A 17159-nucleotide genomic window follows, 5' to 3' on the forward strand; every position below is an offset into this window, starting at 1 on the left:
GTGAAGAACGTAAGAGCGCACTGACCACTCTGGCAATACCGCCGCCGTTACTCAACGAAGACGATCACGTTTCGTGTTTTGTCGGGTCCGTGTTCAGGCGAGATGGGCTTCTCGGCTCGCCTCGGTGCGGGTTTCGTCTCGCGCCTTCGGCGCATTTGAGCAGCGGGGCAGCGGAGTGGGGGGCGCGCGCCGCGTCGCCGGGCGCCGGGCCGGTGGGTACGGGCGCCGGTGGCGGCATCCGCACCCGGGGGCTGGGGCCGATGCCGGACGGACGGCCCCTCCGGGTACCCCTCGAAAAAGCACTTGATCTGAAGCAACTAATTTGTCAAACGTTTTCGGGAGGGGTACCCCAACCCCTCCCGCTGTCCGGCACCGCCCCAGCCCTCGACCGGGGAAGCCGCCACGGGCGGCCACACCCACCGGCCCGGCGCCCGGCGGCGGCGCCGCGCCCCCACCCCCGCCGCCGCTGCTCAAATGCGCCGAAGGCGCGAGACGGCGCCGCACCCGACCGGGCCGACCAGCCCGAACGCCCTCGCCTCGCCCTCGCCCTCGCCCTCACGCGAGCGTCAGACGAGGCCGGGGACACCAGGCAGGCGCGCGGCGCGTAGGGCGTGGGCCAGGTCGTGGTGGGTGCTGGAGGAGACCTCGGCGGCCGCGTCGAGCAGCAGGGGCACCAGCGTGGTGGGATCCTCGGCCGCCGCTCGCGCCGCGTCCTCCGGTGTACGGGCCCGTACGAGCGCTTCCAGCAGGAACGCGGCTCTGCTCGGGGCGCCCGCCGCGAGGAGCGCCTTCACGGTGTGGGCCACCTCGGGGACGGGGCGCGAAACGCTCTGCCGCAGCAGCCCCTCGCCGTCGGCCTCGCGGTCCGCCGCGACCAGCGCCTCGGCGGCCGCGGCGAGCTGTGCGGGCGGCAGACACGCCGTCTCCCACAGCAGCGTGGACACATCGGCCCCGAGTCCGGCTCGCTCCAGCTCCTCCGCGAGCACCGGCAGCCGCGCGGCGGGCCAGACGGCGGCCTCGTACAGCACGACATGGGCCTCGCCGGAGCGGCCCTCCGCCCGGAGCCGGCCCAGCCGCGCGACCGCCTCCTGGGCGGCACGCCGCGCCGCCGCGCGCTCCGCCGCCTCGCGGGCAAGCCGCCGCCCGTCGTCCGCCACCCTGTCCCGCTTACGGCGCTTGCCACCGTCCTCGCCCTCATACGCCCCCGCGAACCGCGCCCCACGCGGGGTCGCACGGGCCTCGGCTCCGCTCTCCACCGAGGGAGGCGCGGGCGGGACCAGCGTCGGCGCCGCTGCGGCGTCCTCGCCTCCCGCCCCGGCGAACCGCGCCCCGCGAGGTCGCGGAGCCTCCTCCGCCCCGGCGAACCGCGCCCCGCGCGGCCGAGGTCGCGCGGGTGCAGGAGCATGCTGGGCCGGGACGGGGGACGCCGCCGAGAGTTGGGACTCATCGCGCCCGGCGGCTGCTCGTTCGCCGCCGGGCCCGGCCGACTCCGGGTCGCGCGCGGCGTGTCCGAATGGCGCGGCACCGGGGCCGGTGGCCGCCTCTGCGGCGTCACCGCCCTGGGCTTCGTACGCCACCGCGAACTCCGCCCCCTGCGGATGCCCTGCCCGACCGACCCCGTCCCAGGTGGGCCCGGCGGCACTCGTGAGGGTGCCCGGGGGCCTCGCCACCGCGGCATCCGCGGGCAGCGCGGGACGGGACGCACCCGGAAGCGCGGCCAGGCGGGCGTGGAGTTCTTCCGCGCGGGCGGTGGCGCGCTGGTAGTCGTCGTGGGCCCAGGCCAGTTCCGCGGCGAGGCGGTGCCGGGCGGCCGGGTCCTCGGCGGTGGACAGGGCCGACCGGAGGTCGGCCGCGCGTTGGGCGGCGCCGCCGCGTTGGCGGAGCATGCCGTCCAGGCGGTCCCGGAGGGCCTCGCCGCGGCCGGGTCCGGCGTCGTGGGCCGCTACCGAGGCGCGGTAGAGGGTCGCCGCGCGGGACGCCGCCTCCTGGGCGGCACCGGGGCCGTGCTGGACGGAGAGGTCCTGCAGCAGGGACTGGACGAGGTCCCACGGCGGCACCTCGAGGCCGTCGAGGCAGGCCCGCAGCCCGTCCGGGTCGCGCAGGGCGAAGACGCCGTACCAGCCCGCCCCCGCGTCCAGCCGTCTTGTCAGCCCCCGCAGATATGTCGCGAACTCCTCGACCTCGGCCGGGAGTTGCCCGCTCGCCATGGCCACCCCTCCCCCTCGGACGATGGACGATGCACAACCCGAGGCCACGCATTCGACACCCTGCGTGTTACGGGACCGGTTACGGCTGTGCTACGGGCGCTTTTCCGGCTCCGCACACGACAGGCAAACTTGCAAGTTTGCCTGTCGATTTCCTATGCTTCAGCCATGGCCCCGCATGATCAAACGCACCTCGCCGTCGACCTCGCCGGCGTCGTCACCCAGCTGATGCGCCGTATGCGGGCGGCCTCCTCGCAGGGGGCGCTCACCCCGTCCCAGCGCGCCGTGCTCAGCCGGCTCTGCAACGAAGGGCCGGCCACCACCGCCGCGCTGGCCCGTGCCGAGCTGGTCCGGCCGCAGTCGATGCGCATGATCCTGGCGGCGCTGGAGGAGCAGGAGCTGGTGGAGCGGGCCCCGCACCCCACCGACGGGCGGCAGGTGGTCTTCTCGAGCACCGAGCGGGGGCGGCAGGCGATCACCTCCGTACGGCAGGCCAAGCAGAGCTGGCTGCTGGAAGCGATCGACACCCGTCTCGACGCCGAAGAGCGCCGCACCCTCGCCGAGGCCACCGACCTGCTGAAGCGACTGGTCCAGGAATGACCGACACCGCGGGAAAGCCCGCCATACCGGCGGCCGGGACGGCGGGCGAGGGCCACGCCCCCGCCGATCCCTTCGGCCCCCGGCTGATGGCCCCGCTGCTCATCGGCTCGGTCCTCAACCCCGTCAACTCCACGATGATCGCCACCGGTCTGGTGGCCATCGGCCATGACTTCGGGGTCGGGGCCGCCCGGACGGCCTGGCTGGTGGCCTCCCTCTACCTCGCCAGCGCCGTGGCGCAGCCCGCGATGGGGCGGCTCGCGGATCTGCTCGGTCCGCGCCGGGTCTTCCTCTCCGGGCTGCTCGTGGTGTGCGCCGCCGGGCTGGTGGGCGCGCTGGCGCCCGCGTTCGGCTGGCTGATCGCCTCGCGGGTGCTGCTCGGCATCGGTACCTCCGCGGCGTACCCGGCGGCGATGGCGCTGCTGCGGGCCCAGTCCTTCGCCACCGGCCGGGAGACGCCGCGCCCCGTGCTCGGCCGGCTCTCGCTCGCCGCGCTCGGCAGCGCGGCGGTCGGTCCGGTGCTGGGCGGGGTGCTCACCGCGACCGCCGGATGGCGGGCGATCTTCGCGGTCAATGTGCCGCTGGCGCTCATCGGCATCACGCTCGCACTGCTCTGGCTCCCCAGGACCCGTATCACGGGCGCGGAGGACGGCGCGGGCTCCGGGGGCCGGACGGCGGACACGGCCGGGGACCGGAAGGCGGGCACGGCGTTCGATCCGCTCGGGATCGCGCTGTTCACCGCCACCCTCACCACCCTCATGATCTTCCTGATGGACCTGGCGCGGCCCAACTGGGCTCTGCTGCCCGTCGTCCTGGTGCTCGCGGGCATCCTGACCTGGTGGCAGCTGCGCCGCCCCCGCCCCTTCATCGATCTGCGGATGATCGGCCGCAACCGCTCCCTCGCCCTCACCTACCTCCGCCACGGCACGGCGTACCTGGTCATCTACATGGTCATGTACGGATACGCGCAGTGGCTGGAGGAGGGGCACGGCTACTCCGCCTCCCGCGCGGGCCTGATCATGCTGCCCATGTCGGGCGCGGCCGCCGTGTGCTCCCTGCTCGGCGCCCGTACGAAGGGCATCTACGCACCGCTCGTCCTCGCGGCCGTCCTGCTCGCCGCCGGGAGCGGGGTGCTGCTGCTCGCCGACGAGTCCACCCCGCTCGTCGCGCTGCTGCTGGCCGCGGTCCTCTTCGGGCTGCCGCAAGGGCTGTCCTCGACCGGCAACCAGGCCGCCGTCTACACCCAGGCCCCGCCGACGGGCGTCGGCGCGGCGGCCGGGCTCCAGCGCACCTCGCAGTACCTGGGCGCGATCACCGCCGCCGGGCTGATCGGACTCTTCTACGGGCAGCGGGCGACCGCCGCCGGGCTGCACGGCATCGCCATGGTGGCGGGTGCGCTCAGCCTCGCGGTGCTGGTGCTCACCGCCACCGACCGGGCCCTGCGCGGCCGCGCCCGTACCCGCACCTGACCACCTTCCGTTCCCTCATACGCCCCGCAGACCCGCCTCAGGAGGCACCGTGCCCGCCACCACGCTCGACCCGAACACCGCCCTGGTCCTCGTCGACCTCCAGAAGGGCATCACCGGACTGCCCACCGTCCACCCCACCGCCGACGTCGTCGAGCGCGGCGCCCGGCTGGCCGCCGCCTTCCGCGAGCGCGGGCTGCCCGTCGTCCTGGTCCGGGTAGTGGCCGGGGCCCCGGGCCGCACCGAGGCGCAGCGGGGCGGGGGCGGCGGGGAGTTCCCGGCCGACTTCGCCGACCTCGCGCCGGAACTCGGCCGCGAAGACGGCGACATCGTGGTCACCAAGCACACCTGGGGCGCCTTCCACGGCACCGACCTCGACCTCCAGCTGCGCCGCCGCGGGGTGACGCAGGTGGTGCTCGGCGGCATCGCCACCAGCGTCGGAGTGGAGTCCACGGCCCGTGCGGCGTACGCGCACGGGTATCACGTGACCCTCGCGACCGACGCCATGACCGACATGGACACCGAGGCGCACCGCAACAGCGTCGAGAAGATCTTCCCCCGGCTCGGGGAGACGGACTCCACGGGCGCGATCATCGGCCTGCTGGGCTGACGGCCTGCTCGGCTGACGGACGGCTGATGGGCAGGAGTACGGCGGGCAGGAGTACGGCGGGCTCCGGAACCGGAGCCCGCCGTACCTGGTCAGCGGTCAGCGCTTCGGGCTCACCACCATCGCCGAGCCGCCGCCCCGCCGTTCCGTCTCGGCCGCCGCCAGCCACCGTCCGCCGGACAGCCGCTGCACCCCGGTGGCCGCCCCGATCTCGGGGTTCTGCTTGAAGGAGTGGCCGAGCGCCTCGAGCTTGGCGCGCTCCGGGCCGTTCCAGAGCCCCGGTTCCAGCTCCGTCTGGGCGGCGTTGCGCTGGCTGGCGCGCGGTGCGGCGATCGCGTCGACCAGCGGCATGCCCCGGTCGAGATGGTTCAGCAGGGTCTGGAGCACGGTGGTGATGATGGTCGCCCCGCCCGGGGAGCCCAGCGCCAGCACCGGCTTGTGGCCGTCCAGCACGATCGTCGGCGACATGGACGAGCGCGGCCGCTTCCCCGGGCCCGGCAGGTTCGGGTCGTGGACGGCGGGGTCGGCGGGCGCGAAGGAGAAGTCGGTCAGCTCGTTGTTGAGCAGGAAGCCACGGCCGGGGACGGTGATCCCGCTGCCGCCGGTCTGCTCGATGGTGAGGGTGTAGGCCACGACGTTGCCCCACTTGTCCGCGACCGTGAGATGCGTGGTGTTCTCGCCCTCGTACGTGGTCGGGGCGGCGTGGCCCCGGGTGTCGCAGGAGCCCGGCCCGGACGGGTTGTTCGGGTCACCGGGCGGTACGGGGCTCTTGAGCACCGCGTCGTCCTTGATCAGGCAGGCCCGGGAGTCGGCGAACCGCTGTGAGGTGAGCCCCTCGGTGGGGACGTCCTCGGCGGCGGGGTCGCCGACCCAGCGGCCCCGGTCGGCGAAGGCTATCCGGCTGGCCTCGATATAGCGGTGCAGATAGTCGACGTCGCTGAGCTTGGAGAGGTCGGTCTTCTCCAGGATGTTGAGCGCCTCGGCGACGCTCGTGCCGCCGGAGGACGAGGGCGCCATGCCGTACACGTCCAGACCGCGGTAGTCGGTCCTGGTCGGGGCCTGCCGCTTCGTTCCGTAGGACCGCAGGTCCTCGTCGGTCAGATCGCCCGCGCGCACGACGCGCTGCGACTTCGGGTCGACGGGCGGCTTGCGCACGGTGTCGACGATGTCGCGGCCCAGCTCGCCCTTGTAGATGGCGCCGACGCCCTTCTTGGCCAGCAGCGCGTACGTACGGGCGAGGTCGGGGTTGTGGAAGGTCGAGCCGACCGCCGGGGGCTCGCCGCCGGGCAGGAAGAGCTTGGCGGTGGCCGGGAAGTCCTTGAAGCGGGCCTGGTTGTCGGCGGTCTGCTGCCGGAAGGTGGAGTCGACGGTGAACCCGTCACGGGCCAGTCGCTCGGCGGGCCTCAGCACCTGCCCCAGCGAACGGGTGCCCCAGTCCTTCAGGGCGTCGTTCCAGGTGGCGGGGGTGCCGGGGGTGCCGACGCTCAGCCCGCTGGTGACGGCGTCGGCGAACGGCAGGGGTTTGCCGTCTTTGCCGAGGAAGAGCTTCTGGTCCGCGCTGCGGGGCGCGGTCTCACGGCCGTCGAGCGTATGGACCTTGTGCTGCTTGGCGTTGTAGTAGACGAAGTATCCGCCGCCGCCGACACCCGCCGAGTACGGCTCGGTGACCCCGAGCGCGGCGGCGGTCGCCACCGCCGCGTCCACCGCGTTGCCCCCGTGCCGCAGTACGTCGATCCCGGCCGCCGAGGCGTCGGGGTCCACGCTGGAGACCGCGCCGCCGTAGCCGACGGCCACGGGCGTCTTGGCCGGAGCGCCCTTGTCGGCGCTCTCGTGCCCGGCGGCACCGGCCGGGACGACGCCCAGTACCGCGACCATTCCGGTGGCGGCCGCGAGCGCGGGCAACCGGCGCCGGGCGGCCGCCGCGGCGGACCCGGCGGACCCGGCGGTGGTGGACCTGGTTGACGATGCGGCTGGTCGTACGGCGTGCCCCATCCGTGACCTCCAAGCGAAACGACAGGGGCCGGAGCCTACCCGCGAGCCACGCACCCCCAACAGGGGTGGATCGGTCCCCCATCCGTTCATGTGTCCGTTTCGGTGTCCGTTCATCCGTACGCTCGAACGTGTACCCGGTCGGCCGCTACGATGCGCGGCCATGACAGACACCCTGCAGGACCTGATCGCCTCCGCGGCCGCCCTGATCCTGGGCCTGGCCGCCGGCTGGGCCGTGCACTCCGCGTTCGCGCGCCGCAGGCGCGCCCGCGAGCAGCGCTTCTTCGGTCTGCCGGACGGTTCGGAGTGTGTGATGGTCACCCATCGGGACAGCACCTCGGCCCACTGGAGCATCCCCCGCCATGACGCGCTGGCGCTGCTGGGGCTGGCGTCGGTCGTGGAGAACTGCGGGGCGCACGCCGAGGTGGCCCCGCATGACACGGGGCTGCAGGGCTTCGGGGCACGCACCGAGTTCTGCGTCGGCGATCCGACCGCGCACCGCAGGCTCGCCGCCCATATGGCCAATCTACTGCCGGGCGTCACCGTGCACGCGGGGGACGACTCCGGTGCGGACCGGGGAATGTTCACCATCGCCGGTACCCACTACCGCCCGGACCCGGGCGCGGTCGAGCATGTGCTGCTGGCCCGGCTGACGGCGGGCGACGACAGCCGCCCGGTCTTCCTCGCCGCCGGTCAGCGCCCGGTCACCCATCGCGCCGCCGTCCGCCACCTCGTCCGCAACCGCGCCCGGCTGGCCCGGAAGTACGGCGCGCAGGGCTCCTTCTGCCTGCTGCTGAAGGTGGTCAACTCGCAGGCGTACGGCCCGGATCTGGTCGAGGTGGTCGCGGATGTGACCAAGCCCGCGACCACCTCGGCCGGGCCCCGCGCCGCCGCGAAGGCGGCCGCGAAGGACGACTGAGGCGATCAGGACGACTGGCAATCAGGACGACTCAGCCAACAAGGACGGCTGAGCCGGCCACGGACGACTGAGTCGGCCACGGACGGCTGAGTCAGCCACGGACCCGGGCGAACAGCCGCGCCCCGCCCATCAGGCACAGCGCCGCCAGGGCCAGGGTGACGGCCGCACCGACGGCGACCGTGGTGTTGGCATAGTGCCCCAGGAACACCTGGCGCACCGCGTCGACCGTGTAGCGGAACGGCACGGCGCGCGAGGCGCCCGCGAGCCATCCGGGGGCCAGGGTCATCGGCAGCAGCAGCCCGGAGAGCAGCATCAGCGGCATGCCAGCCGTATTGGCGATGGCGGCGAACTCCGGGGGCGTACGGACGTTCATGGCCAGCCCGTAGGAGAGCGCGGACAGGGCCGCCGCGAGCACGGCCACGAACAGCAGCCCGAGCAGCACGCCGAGGAGCGGCGCGCGCAACCCGAAGGCCAGACCGAGCAGCACCAGCAGGACGGACTGGGCCACCAGCTGGACGACATCGCGCAGGGTGCGGCCGAGCAGCAGCGCCAGCGGGCTGACCGGAGTGACCCGCATCCGGTCCAGAACCCCGAGGTTACGGTCCATCAGCAGGCCGAGCCCGACGTAAGACCCGCCGAGCAGGGCGAGCTGGACGAGCACACCGGGGACCAGCGTCTGCCAGGACGATCCGCTGACGCCCATGTCGAGTTCGGTCAGCAATGGGCCGAAGAGGGCGAGGAAGAGCAGCGGCTGGAGCATTCCGAAGAAGAGATTGGTCTTCGAGCGAAGCGTTGAGCGCAGACAGCGGCCGAAGATGATGCCGGTGTGGGCGAGAAGAGTCATAAGAGGCCCTTGGGTGGGTCGGGTGTTTCTGGATGGTGGAGGGTGCTGGGGGTGTCCGCGGGTCCTTCCCCTCCCCGCCCCTTCCCGCTACCAGGGGCTTCGCCCCTGGACCCCAAGCTCCGTTGGCCGAGCCCCGCCATGGGCGGCGGAGCCGCATTTCGACGCCGCGCGAAGGGACGGAGCCCCGTTCCGGGGTCAGGGGCGGAGCCCGTCCCGGGGCCGGACGCAAAGCCTTCGCCCGGGGGCGGGCGCAGGGCCCTCATCCGGGGTCAGGGGCAGAGGCCGGTCCGGGGGCTGGGGCGGAGTCCCGGTTTCGGGAAGGGGCGGGGAGGGGAACAGCCCGCCGCAGGCGGCACGATCCGCCGGACACCCCCTAGACGGCGAGGGGTTGCTCGGCCGTGCCCCGGCCGGTGATGGCCAGGAAGGCGTCCTGGAGGCTGGCGGCCGTATCGCCCGCATAGCGGGCCTTGAGCTCGGCGGCGGTGCCCTCGGCGACGATCCGCCCGCCGTCCACGACCACGATCCGGTCGGCGAGCGCATCGGCCTCGTCCAGGTAGTGGGTGGTGAGAAAGACCGTGGTGCCGTGCTCGGCGCGGACGCGCCGCACCAAGTCCCACAGCTCGGCCCGGCTTCCCGGGTCCAGACCGGTCGTGGGCTCGTCGAGGAAGAGCACCTCGGGCCCGTTGACCAGGCCCAGCGCGATCTCCACCCGGCGGCGCTGGCCGCCGGACAGGGCAGCGGTCGGGCGGTCCATGAGCCCCGACAGGCCGAGCTCACCGGCGAGTTCCTCGGCACGCCCGGCCGCCGCGCCCTTGGACATCAGATGCAGCCGCCCCTGGGTGACCAGCTCCTCGCGTACGGAGCACCCGGGGTCCAGGCCGCCGGACTGGGCCACATAGCCGATCCGCCGACGCACGCCCGCCGGATCGCGGAGCAGATCGCGCCCGGCGATCTCGGCCTCGCCCCCACTGGGCGGCAGCAGGGTGGTGAGCATGCGCAGGGTCGTGGTCTTACCGGCCCCGTTGGGGCCCAGGAAGCCGAGGATCTCGCCGCGGCCGACGGTCAGATCGATCCCGCGGACGGCGTGCACGGGACCGCTGCCCAGCGAGAACGTCCGGGTGAGGCCGCGAACGCGGATGACGGATGAGGACATGCCCCGATCAGAGCACAACGCGCCCCAAACTTGCAATCGACTTAAGAATTTGAGGCAAGCGCAAGTTTGCAACGGGCTACACTTACGGCCATGAGCGAAGGACTGCGGGAGAAGCACAAGCGCCGTACGCGCCGACGGATCGCGGACGTGGCCACCGGCCTGTTCCTGGAGCGCGGCTTCGACCGGGTCACGGTCGCCGAGGTCGCCGAGGCCGCGGAGGTGTCCGTCAACACGGTCTACAACTACTTCCCGGCCAAGGAGGACCTGGTCCTGCCGCCCGACCAGGCGTCCCCGCGCCGACTCGCCGACATCGTGCGCGAGCGCCCGCCCGGCCGGTCCGCCGCCCAGGCGGTGCTGGACCGGCTGCGCGAAGAGGTGGAGCGGCGCGACCGCTCGCTGGGGCTGACCGAGGGCTTCGGCCCGTTCTTCGCGATGATGCGGGCCGCCCCCACGCTGCTGGCCCGGCTGGAGAAGCTCGGCCACCGGATGAACGACGAACTGGCCGCCGTGCTCGCCGAGGAGACCGGCGCGGCGCCGGAGGATCCGCTGCCGCGCGTGGTGGCCGCCCAGATCAGCGGCTATCACTCACTGATCTTCGGCGAGATCGGACGGCGCGTCACGGCGGGCGAGCACCCCGACGCCATCGCCAAGGCCGTGACGGAACTCCTCGACGCCATCGGGGAGATGCTCGGCGCGCCGATGCTCGGCTACGCCGTACGGGAGGGACGGGAGGAGCGATCGTGTTCCGAGTGACGATCCGGGGCGCCTTCGAGGAGTTGGGCGAGGACGATCGCGAGGCGCTGCGCGGTGCGGCCGACTCCCTCCGGGTGGCCTTCACCGAGGCGGGCAACTTCACCTGCGACCGGAGCCTTTCGGCGTTCACCTTCCGCTGCGAGGTTCCGGCGGAGCCGGATGACGGCGAGCAGGAGGCGACCGAGCGGGCCATCGCGGCGCTGACCGCGCACGGATACCCCCATCGGATCCTGCGGATCGGCGTGACGGACATGCGGACCATCAAGATCCGCCGCAAGGGCGCCCGGCGCTGAACGCCCACGAGGCGAGCGGCACACAGCGCGGTCCCGGGCCCGGCCCTGGGCCGATCCTGGGCCACCCCGGGACCTGGGGCCGGGACTTGGGGCCGGGACTTGGCGCAGGGACACGGCTCGGCGGGCGGCGGGCCTCAGCGCGGGCGGTGCTCGACGGCGGGCGAGCCCCAGCGGCAGGCGGCGCTTCAGGGGCGTACGGGACCCCGCACGGCGGGCCGGATTCCGCGCGAGCGGCACCAAACCCCAAGGGGGCCCAGCCCGGGATCGAGCTCGTCCTGGAGGCAAGGCTCAGTGATCGGCGAACCTTCCGCACCAGCGGAATTGAGCGGGGCCGGACCCTGGCGGATCCGGCCCCCGGATAGCGCCCCGGGCCGGGCCGGCCCCGGCAGCCGACCACGGCCCTCTATCGTTACCCATGCGTAACTTACCGCACTATTACCGCCGGTAAACACCCGAGTTACCGTCAGGTCACAAGCACCGGTGCTCCCCTGCCCCCACGGCATCCCCCACCAGGAGCCATCGTGACCCCTGCCCGAAAAACCCTCCGCCCCACGACCGCCGCCGCCCTCTCCGTCACCGTCATGGCCGGTGCGGCCTTCGGCCTCGCCCCCTCCACCGCCGCCGCGGCACCGGCCCCGACCACAGCCACCACCGCGGCCGCCTCCACCGGCACCTCCTCCGGCGTCTCCATCCGCTTCGTCGACATCCCCGGCGACGGCGGCGTCAACCTGGCCGCAAACGTCGTGGCCCCCGCGAACGCCGACGCCTCGCACCGCCTCCCCCTGGTCGTCCTGCCCACCAGCTGGTCCCTGCCCCAGGTCGAATATCTCGCCCAGGCCAAGAAGCTCGCCGAAACCGGCTATGTGGTGCTGACCTACAACACCCGCGGCTTCTGGCAGTCCGGCGGGAAGATCGAGACGGCCGGGCCGCCGGATATCGCCGACGCGTCCAAGGTCATCGACTGGGCGCTCGCCAACACCCCCACCGACCCCGACCACATCGGCATGGCCGGGCTCTCCTACGGCGCCGGGATCAGCCTGCTCGCGGCCGGTGCCGACCCGCGGATCAAGGCAGTGGTGGCCATGAGCGGCTGGGCGGACCTGGTCGGCTCGATCTACAGCGGCCGCACCCAGCACGCCCAGGCCGCCGGGCTGCTCGCCGGGGCCGGGGCGCTGACCGGCCGGCCCAGCGAGGAGTTCCAGCAGATCCTCGATGACTTCTTCTCCTCCAACCTCGCCAAGGAGAAGGATCTGATCGCCTGGGGCAAGAAGCGCTCCGCCGCCACCTACCTCGACCGGATCAACGCCAATGGCGCGGCCATCATGCTGGGCAACTCCTGGGGCGACTCGATCTTCCCGCCCAACAGCTACGCCGACTTCTTCGAGAAGCTGACCGGCCCCAAGCGGCTGGAGCTGCGGCCCGGCGACCACGCCACCGCCGAGGTCACCGGGCTGCTCGGACTGCCCAACACCACTTGGACCCACGCCCGGCAGTGGCTCGACCGCTACCTCAAGGGCGAGCGCAACGGCATCGACAGCGAGCAGCCGGTGCAGCTGACGTCCCGTACGGCGGACGGTGCCGGCTACGAGGGCTACCCCAGCTGGTCGGCCGTCCCCTCCGAGCAGCGCCGCGTCCCGCTCGCCGCCACCGAGAAGGTCACCGCCAACCACGACTCCGGCGCCAATGCCGGAACGGTGCTGCTCGGCGGCGCCCTCGACCAGTTCCTGAAGCTTCCGCCGCTCGCCTCGATCCCGCTGCTGCCCCGGTCCTACGCGGCCGTCTGGCAGACCGGGGCCCACCATCGCGAACAGCGCGTCCGCGGCACCGTGAAGCTCCACACCACCGTGACCAGCGACCGCTCCGACGGTACGGCGGTGGCGTATCTGTACGACGTGGGCCCGCTGGGCGTCGGCAAGCTCATCACCCACGCCCCGTTCACCTTCCACGACCGCACCCCGGGCACGCCCTTCGGAGTGGACCTGGAGCTGTTCTCCACCGCGTACGACGTCCCGGCAGGTCACCGGCTGGCGCTGGTGATGGACACCGTCGACCCGCTCTACATCGAGCACAACCCCGACGGCACCCATCTCACCTTCTCGTCCCCGGACGCCGACCCGTCCCACCTCACGATCCCGGTCCGCGACTGAGGCGACCGGAGCCACTGAAGCGACTGGGACACCCTCCGGCCGCCCCGGCTCAGCCGCGGGTGTCCCCCGGCATCGGGGCGGCCGGTTCCGGGGCGGCGACCTCGACCTGACGGGTCTTCATGCTGCGCCGCTCCCGCTTGGCCACCCAGTTGGCGAACCACGACAGCAGCATGCACATCCCGATGTAGATGGGAGAGATCACCATGACCACCGGGATGAACGGCAGGTCGTAGTCGAGATTGGACGCGATCAGCTTTCCGGCGTGCAGAAACTCCTCATAGGTGATGAGGAAGCCGAGCGAGGTGTCCTTCAGGGCCACCACCAGCTGGCTGATGATGGCCGGGAGCATCGCCCGCACCCCCTGCGGCACCAGCACGGACATCATGACCTGGGTCTTCCGCAGGCCGAGCGAGTACGCCGCCTCACGCTGGCCGCGGTCCACCGAGTTCACCCCGGCCCGGAACACCTCGGCCAGCACCGAGCCGTTGTAGAGCGTCAGCCCGGTGACGAGCGCGGGCAGCGGCTGGACCCGCAGCGCCACGAAGACGAAGAAGATCATCACCAGTACGGGCATCGCCCGGAAGAACTCGACCACCAGCGTGGCCACCCAGCGCAGCGGGCGGTGCTCGGAGAGCCGCCCGGCGGCGAGCACCCCGCCGAGGGCGAGCGAGAGGACCGCGGCCATGCCGAACGCCTTGAGGGTGCCCGCGAGCCCGTTCAGCAGCAGCTCCTGGATGCCCTTGTACTCGAACGGCATCCACTTGCGGTAGGCGAACTGGCCGGTGTGGATGAGGAGATAGACGATCCAGCCGAGCAGGGCCAGCAGCACGGCCGTCCCGGCCAGCGCGTACATCCGGTGCCGCCGCCGGGTGAGTGGCCCGGGGACGTCGTAGAGGGCGCTGGTGGTCGGGGAAGCGGTCATCGCGGCACTCCCCAGCGCCGCTCCAGCAGGGTGAAGATCGCGCTGATGGCGAGGGTGATGATCAGGTATCCGACGGCGATCCAGACGAAGGACCAGATGACGCTGTAGCCCCGCTCGTTGAGGGGCTTGTAGGTGCCGAGCAGTTCGGTGACGCTGAACGACCCGGCGATGGCCGAGTTCTTGGCGAGCGCGATCAGGGTCGAGCCGATGGGCGGGATGACCGTGCGGAACGCCTGCGGCAGCACCACCGCGCTCAGCGTCTGGTCGAACGTCATGCCCAGGCTGCGGGCCGCCTCGCCCTGCCCCACCGGCACCGTGTTGATGCCCGCTCGCACCGCCTCGCAGATGAAGGCCGAGGTGTAGCAGCCGAGCGCGATCACCGCGAAGACCGTGAACGGCAGCACAAGACCGAAGCGCGGCAGCCCCAGCATCACCGCGAAGAACAGCAGCGTCAGCGGGGTGTTGCGGAGCACCGACACCCAGACGGTGCCGAACGCGCGCAGCGAGGCGACCGGCGCCACCCGGAAGGCGGCCATGAGGATGCCGAGCGCGAGGGCGAGCAGCGAGGCGTAGACGGTCAGTTGCACGGTGCCGAGGAAGCCCTTGCCGTAGAGCGAGAAGTTCTGGGTGAGCACGTCCATGGGATGGCCTTCAGCCGGTGCGGTAGCGGTCGATGGGCGGCGGCTTGGGGGCGGGCACACCCGAGAGGCCGAGGGTCGCGTCGTACGCCTTCTCCCAGTCGCCGTTGCGCTCGTGGAAGAGGATCGCGTCGTCCAGCGCGAAGCGCAGCGCGTTGTCCCGCTTCGGCACGCCGATGCCGTACGGCTCCTTGGAGAAGGGCCGGCCCACCACCTTCAGCTCCTCGGGGATCTTGGCCGCGTAGCCGAGCAGAATGGTGTTGTCGGTGGTCACCGCGTCCACCTGGAAGCTGAGCAGGTTGTCCACGCACACCGAGTAGGTGTCGTAAGCGACCGCGTGGGCCTTGGGGTAGTCGGCCTGGACGCGCTGGAGCGGAGTGGAGCCGGCCACCGAGCAGACGGTCCTGCCCGCGAGGTCTTCCGGGCCGTGGATGTCGTCCTCGTCGGTGCGCACCAGCAGCGACTGACCGGCCATGAAGTACGGCCCGGCGAAGCCGACCAGCCGCCTTCGCAGCGGATTGATGGTGTAGGTGCCGACGTAGTAGTCGATCTGGCCGCTCTGGAGGGCGGTCTCGCGGTTGGCGGAGGCGATGGTCTGGTAGCGGATGGTGCCCGGCGCGAAGCCGAGGGAAGCGGACATCATGCGGGCGATCTCGATGTCGAAGCCCGAGTAGCGGCCGGTGGCCGGGTCCCGCTCGCCGAGGTAGGGCTGGTCCTCCTTGACCCCTACCGTGAGATGACCACGGCGCTCGGCCCGGCGCCAGGTGGGCGAGGAGGGCAGCCGGAACTCGGTGTCCACCTTGTAGGCGGGCAGCTTCTCGGCCCGGGGGCCCTTCGCGGGCGGGCTGCCCTCCTTGCCGCAGCCGGGCACGAGCAGCAGGACCAGGGCCGTGGTGAGGGCGGCGGTCGCGCGGCGCAGACGCCTCATGTCCGTCATCACCCGCTCAGTGCTTGAGGATCTTGGACAGGAAGTCCCGGGCGCGCTCGCTCTCCGGGGATCGGAAGAACTCCTCCGGAGTACGGTCCTCGACGATCCCGCCGTCGGCCATGAAGACCACCCGGTTCGCGGCGGAGCGGGCGAAGCCCATCTCATGGGTGACCACGACCATCGTCATCCCCTCCTGGGCGAGCTGACGCATCACCTCCAGCACCTCGTTGATCATCTCGGGGTCGAGGGCGGAGGTCGGCTCGTCGAAGAGCATCACCTGAGGGTCCATCGCCAGCGCGCGGGCGATGGCCACCCGCTGCTGCTGGCCGCCGGAGAGCTGGGCGGGGAACTTCCCGGCCTGGTCGGCGAGTCCGACCCGGCCCAGCAGCTCGCGGGCGCGCCGCTCGGCGTCCTGCTTGGCGCGGCGGCGGACCTTGGTCTGACCGAGCATCACATTGGCCAGTACGGTGCGGTGGGCGAAGAGGTTGAACGACTGGAAGACCATGCCGACCTCGGCCCGCAGCCGCGCCAGCTCCTTGCCCTCTTCGGGCAGCGGACGGCCGTCGACCACGATGGAGCCGGACTGGACGGTCTCCAGCCGGTTGATGGTCCGGATCAGGGTGGACTTGCCGCCGCCGGAGGGGCCGATGATCACGACGACTTCGCCACGGCCGACGGTGAGCTCGATGTCCCGTAGAACGTGCAGCGCGCCGAAGTGCTTGTTGACGCCGCTCAGCTCGATCAACGGCTCACCGACGGCCATACCCGGCCCCACCCACCTTCCGCTGTGTCCCCGGGTCAGCTGTCTCCCGGTCAGCGCAAGCTATCCGGACAGCCGCGGAGCTTCGGGTACGGACACGCATCGATGGGCGGATACCGCCCGACAGGGCTTACGGGGCGTCCGGCTGTTCTTTCCCCTCCCCGCCCCCGCCCCTTCCCGTAACAAGGGGCTTCGCCCCTGGACCCCCGGGGGCCGATGTGAACACCTGCACCAGCCGACTGAGCGCGGTCGGCACGCTGGCATGGCGGATGACCGGGCGGACACCGCATACAGCCGGTCGCCCGGCCGGGGGCTGGGGCGGAGCCCCTGGTAGCGGGAAGGGGCGGGGAGGGGAGCAGCCCGCCGCAGGCGTCACCATCCGCCGGACGCCCCTAGGCCTCGGCGACCTCCGCGTAGCGCTGGCAGAGTTCGGGGGCGCCGTCGGCCGCCCACTGCTGACCGGCCTCCACGACGTCGACCTCGCGGCCGGACGCCAGCCTGACGACGGGTCGGCCGTCGGGCCACACCTGCCAGACGGCCCCGGGGACGGTGCGGACGATGACCGTGCCCAGGTAGAGACCGGCGTCGTTACCGAGCCAGGGGAGTTCGTCCGGGTCGTCGCGCCAGCGCGGCGCCATCTGGTCCAGCGCCTCCAGGGAGGCCGTGGAGTCATCGAGCCCGATGCCCGCGTCGGAGGCCCGCGCGCGCAGGAGTTCGCATTCGGAGAGCAGTTGGGCGACGCCCTGGGTGTCCTCCTCCTGGGCACCCATCAGGGCCACGCCCGAGGCGGGGCCACGTCGCTTGCGCCAGTTGCCCAAGAAGGAGATGTTCATACCGCTCAGCGTGGCATCCAGGCCACCGGCGCACCACAGGGCGCGCGGTATGAGCTGTGACCCGATGCTTGTCTTGACGACACCCACCTGCCTCCATACGTTCTCC

16 protein-coding genes are annotated in these 17159 nt (G+C 72.4%); 7 read left to right on the forward strand and 9 right to left on the reverse strand.

What is annotated here, in order from left to right:
- Window positions 1-566: 566 nt before the first annotated feature.
- A complete protein-coding gene (locus tag ACMTAK_RS14085) occupies window positions 567-2207 on the reverse strand; it encodes a serine/threonine-protein kinase (RefSeq protein ID WP_413806562.1) in 1641 nt (546 codons plus the stop codon).
- 165 nt (window positions 2208-2372) lie between these two features.
- Between ACMTAK_RS14085 and ACMTAK_RS14090 the strand changes: the two genes are divergently transcribed.
- The 3 genes from ACMTAK_RS14090 to ACMTAK_RS14100 are packed head-to-tail and all read left to right on the forward strand — an operon-like array spanning window position 2373 to window position 4877.
- Window positions 2373-2804 carry a MarR family winged helix-turn-helix transcriptional regulator gene (locus ACMTAK_RS14090; protein WP_413806563.1) on the forward strand — a complete coding sequence of 144 codons (432 nt, stop codon included), beginning with the start codon at window positions 2373-2375 and terminating at the stop codon, window positions 2802-2804.
- Window positions 2801-4270 carry an MFS transporter gene (locus ACMTAK_RS14095; protein WP_413806564.1) on the forward strand — a complete coding sequence of 490 codons (1470 nt, stop codon included), beginning with the start codon at window positions 2801-2803 and terminating at the stop codon, window positions 4268-4270. The genes ACMTAK_RS14090 and ACMTAK_RS14095 overlap by 4 nt, the downstream gene beginning before the upstream one ends.
- 49 nt (window positions 4271-4319) lie before the next feature.
- Window positions 4320-4877 (forward strand): isochorismatase family protein, encoded by a 558-nt coding sequence (locus tag ACMTAK_RS14100; protein WP_413806565.1) that lies wholly within the window; start codon window positions 4320-4322, stop codon window positions 4875-4877.
- A gap of 96 nt (window positions 4878-4973) precedes the next feature.
- On the opposite strand, the gene ggt is transcribed toward ACMTAK_RS14100, so the two are convergent.
- Window positions 4974-6866 carry a gamma-glutamyltransferase gene (gene ggt / locus ACMTAK_RS14105; RefSeq protein WP_413806566.1) on the reverse strand — a complete coding sequence of 631 codons (1893 nt, stop codon included), beginning with the start codon at window positions 6864-6866 and terminating at the stop codon, window positions 4974-4976.
- Window positions 6867-7026: 160 nt separating this feature from the next.
- On the opposite strand from ggt, the gene ACMTAK_RS14110 reads away from it, so the two are divergent.
- Window positions 7027-7782, forward strand: coding sequence for a hypothetical protein (locus ACMTAK_RS14110; protein ID WP_413806567.1), 756 nt, complete (start codon window positions 7027-7029; stop codon window positions 7780-7782).
- A 91-nt stretch (window positions 7783-7873) separates the two neighbouring features.
- Here ACMTAK_RS14110 and ACMTAK_RS14115 read toward each other — a convergent pair whose 3' ends face one another.
- Entirely contained in the window at window positions 7874-8626 is a 753-nt protein-coding gene (locus tag ACMTAK_RS14115; RefSeq protein WP_413806568.1) for an ABC transporter permease, read from the reverse strand.
- A gap of 373 nt (window positions 8627-8999) precedes the next feature.
- Complete coding sequence (locus ACMTAK_RS14120; protein ID WP_413806569.1) at window positions 9000-9779, reverse strand: ABC transporter ATP-binding protein; 780 nt, start codon at window positions 9777-9779, stop codon at window positions 9000-9002.
- A gap of 90 nt (window positions 9780-9869) precedes the next feature.
- Between ACMTAK_RS14120 and ACMTAK_RS14125 the strand changes: the two genes are divergently transcribed.
- The 3 genes from ACMTAK_RS14125 (at window position 9870) to ACMTAK_RS14135 (ending at window position 12972) form a co-directional block, all read left to right on the forward strand.
- The gene (locus ACMTAK_RS14125; protein ID WP_413806570.1) at window positions 9870-10532 is read left to right on the forward strand and encodes a TetR/AcrR family transcriptional regulator; all 663 of its coding nucleotides are present in this window, start codon (window positions 9870-9872) and stop codon (window positions 10530-10532) included.
- On the forward strand, window positions 10520-10825 hold the full coding sequence (locus ACMTAK_RS14130; RefSeq protein WP_413806571.1) for a DUF6204 family protein: 306 nt from the start codon (window positions 10520-10522) through the stop codon (window positions 10823-10825). The genes ACMTAK_RS14125 and ACMTAK_RS14130 overlap by 13 nt, the downstream gene beginning before the upstream one ends.
- 521 nt (window positions 10826-11346) lie before the next feature.
- Window positions 11347-12972: a CocE/NonD family hydrolase gene (locus ACMTAK_RS14135; protein ID WP_413806572.1), complete on the forward strand. Its 1626-nt coding sequence runs from the start codon at window positions 11347-11349 to the stop codon at window positions 12970-12972.
- Window positions 12973-13021: 49 nt separating this feature from the next.
- Here ACMTAK_RS14135 and ACMTAK_RS14140 read toward each other — a convergent pair whose 3' ends face one another.
- The 5 genes from ACMTAK_RS14140 to ACMTAK_RS14160 form a co-directional block, all read right to left on the reverse strand.
- Window positions 13022-13894, reverse strand: coding sequence for an amino acid ABC transporter permease (locus ACMTAK_RS14140; RefSeq protein ID WP_413806573.1), 873 nt, complete (start codon window positions 13892-13894; stop codon window positions 13022-13024).
- Window positions 13891-14535 (reverse strand): amino acid ABC transporter permease, encoded by a 645-nt coding sequence (locus ACMTAK_RS14145; RefSeq protein ID WP_413806574.1) that lies wholly within the window; start codon window positions 14533-14535, stop codon window positions 13891-13893. The genes ACMTAK_RS14140 and ACMTAK_RS14145 overlap by 4 nt, the downstream gene beginning before the upstream one ends.
- 10 nt (window positions 14536-14545) lie before the next feature.
- On the reverse strand, window positions 14546-15460 hold the full coding sequence (locus ACMTAK_RS14150; protein WP_413812880.1) for a glutamate ABC transporter substrate-binding protein: 915 nt from the start codon (window positions 15458-15460) through the stop codon (window positions 14546-14548).
- A gap of 16 nt (window positions 15461-15476) precedes the next feature.
- A complete protein-coding gene (locus tag ACMTAK_RS14155) occupies window positions 15477-16223 on the reverse strand; it encodes an amino acid ABC transporter ATP-binding protein (RefSeq protein ID WP_413806575.1) in 747 nt (248 codons plus the stop codon).
- Between the two features lie 389 nt (window positions 16224-16612).
- Window positions 16613-17053 carry a DUF6278 family protein gene (locus ACMTAK_RS14160; protein WP_413806576.1) on the reverse strand — a complete coding sequence of 147 codons (441 nt, stop codon included), beginning with the start codon at window positions 17051-17053 and terminating at the stop codon, window positions 16613-16615.
- Window positions 17054-17159 lie beyond the last annotated feature (106 nt).

Source organism: Streptomyces lacaronensis (assembly GCF_047337785.1).
Lineage (GTDB): Bacteria > Actinomycetota > Actinomycetes > Streptomycetales > Streptomycetaceae > Streptomyces > Streptomyces lycopersici.

Coding starts and splice junctions, on each gene's coding strand:
- ACMTAK_RS14085 (WP_413806562.1), bottom strand. CDS start 2,207: ATGGCGAGCGGGCAACTCCCGGCCGAGGTCGAGGAGTTCGCGACATAT.
- ACMTAK_RS14090 (WP_413806563.1), top strand. CDS start 2,373: ATGGCCCCGCATGATCAAACGCACCTCGCCGTCGACCTCGCCGGCGTC.
- ACMTAK_RS14095 (WP_413806564.1), top strand. CDS start 2,801: ATGACCGACACCGCGGGAAAGCCCGCCATACCGGCGGCCGGGACGGCG.
- ggt (WP_413806566.1), bottom strand. CDS start 6,866: ATGGGGCACGCCGTACGACCAGCCGCATCGTCAACCAGGTCCACCACC.
- ACMTAK_RS14110 (WP_413806567.1), top strand. CDS start 7,027: ATGACAGACACCCTGCAGGACCTGATCGCCTCCGCGGCCGCCCTGATC.
- ACMTAK_RS14115 (WP_413806568.1), bottom strand. CDS start 8,626: ATGACTCTTCTCGCCCACACCGGCATCATCTTCGGCCGCTGTCTGCGC.
- ACMTAK_RS14120 (WP_413806569.1), bottom strand. CDS start 9,779: ATGTCCTCATCCGTCATCCGCGTTCGCGGCCTCACCCGGACGTTCTCG.
- ACMTAK_RS14125 (WP_413806570.1), top strand. CDS start 9,870: ATGAGCGAAGGACTGCGGGAGAAGCACAAGCGCCGTACGCGCCGACGG.
- ACMTAK_RS14140 (WP_413806573.1), bottom strand. CDS start 13,894: ATGACCGCTTCCCCGACCACCAGCGCCCTCTACGACGTCCCCGGGCCA.
- ACMTAK_RS14145 (WP_413806574.1), bottom strand. CDS start 14,535: ATGGACGTGCTCACCCAGAACTTCTCGCTCTACGGCAAGGGCTTCCTC.
- ACMTAK_RS14150 (WP_413812880.1), bottom strand. CDS start 15,460: ATGAGGCGTCTGCGCCGCGCGACCGCCGCCCTCACCACGGCCCTGGTC.
- ACMTAK_RS14155 (WP_413806575.1), bottom strand. CDS start 16,223: ATGGCCGTCGGTGAGCCGTTGATCGAGCTGAGCGGCGTCAACAAGCAC.
- ACMTAK_RS14160 (WP_413806576.1), bottom strand. CDS start 17,053: ATGAACATCTCCTTCTTGGGCAACTGGCGCAAGCGACGTGGCCCCGCC.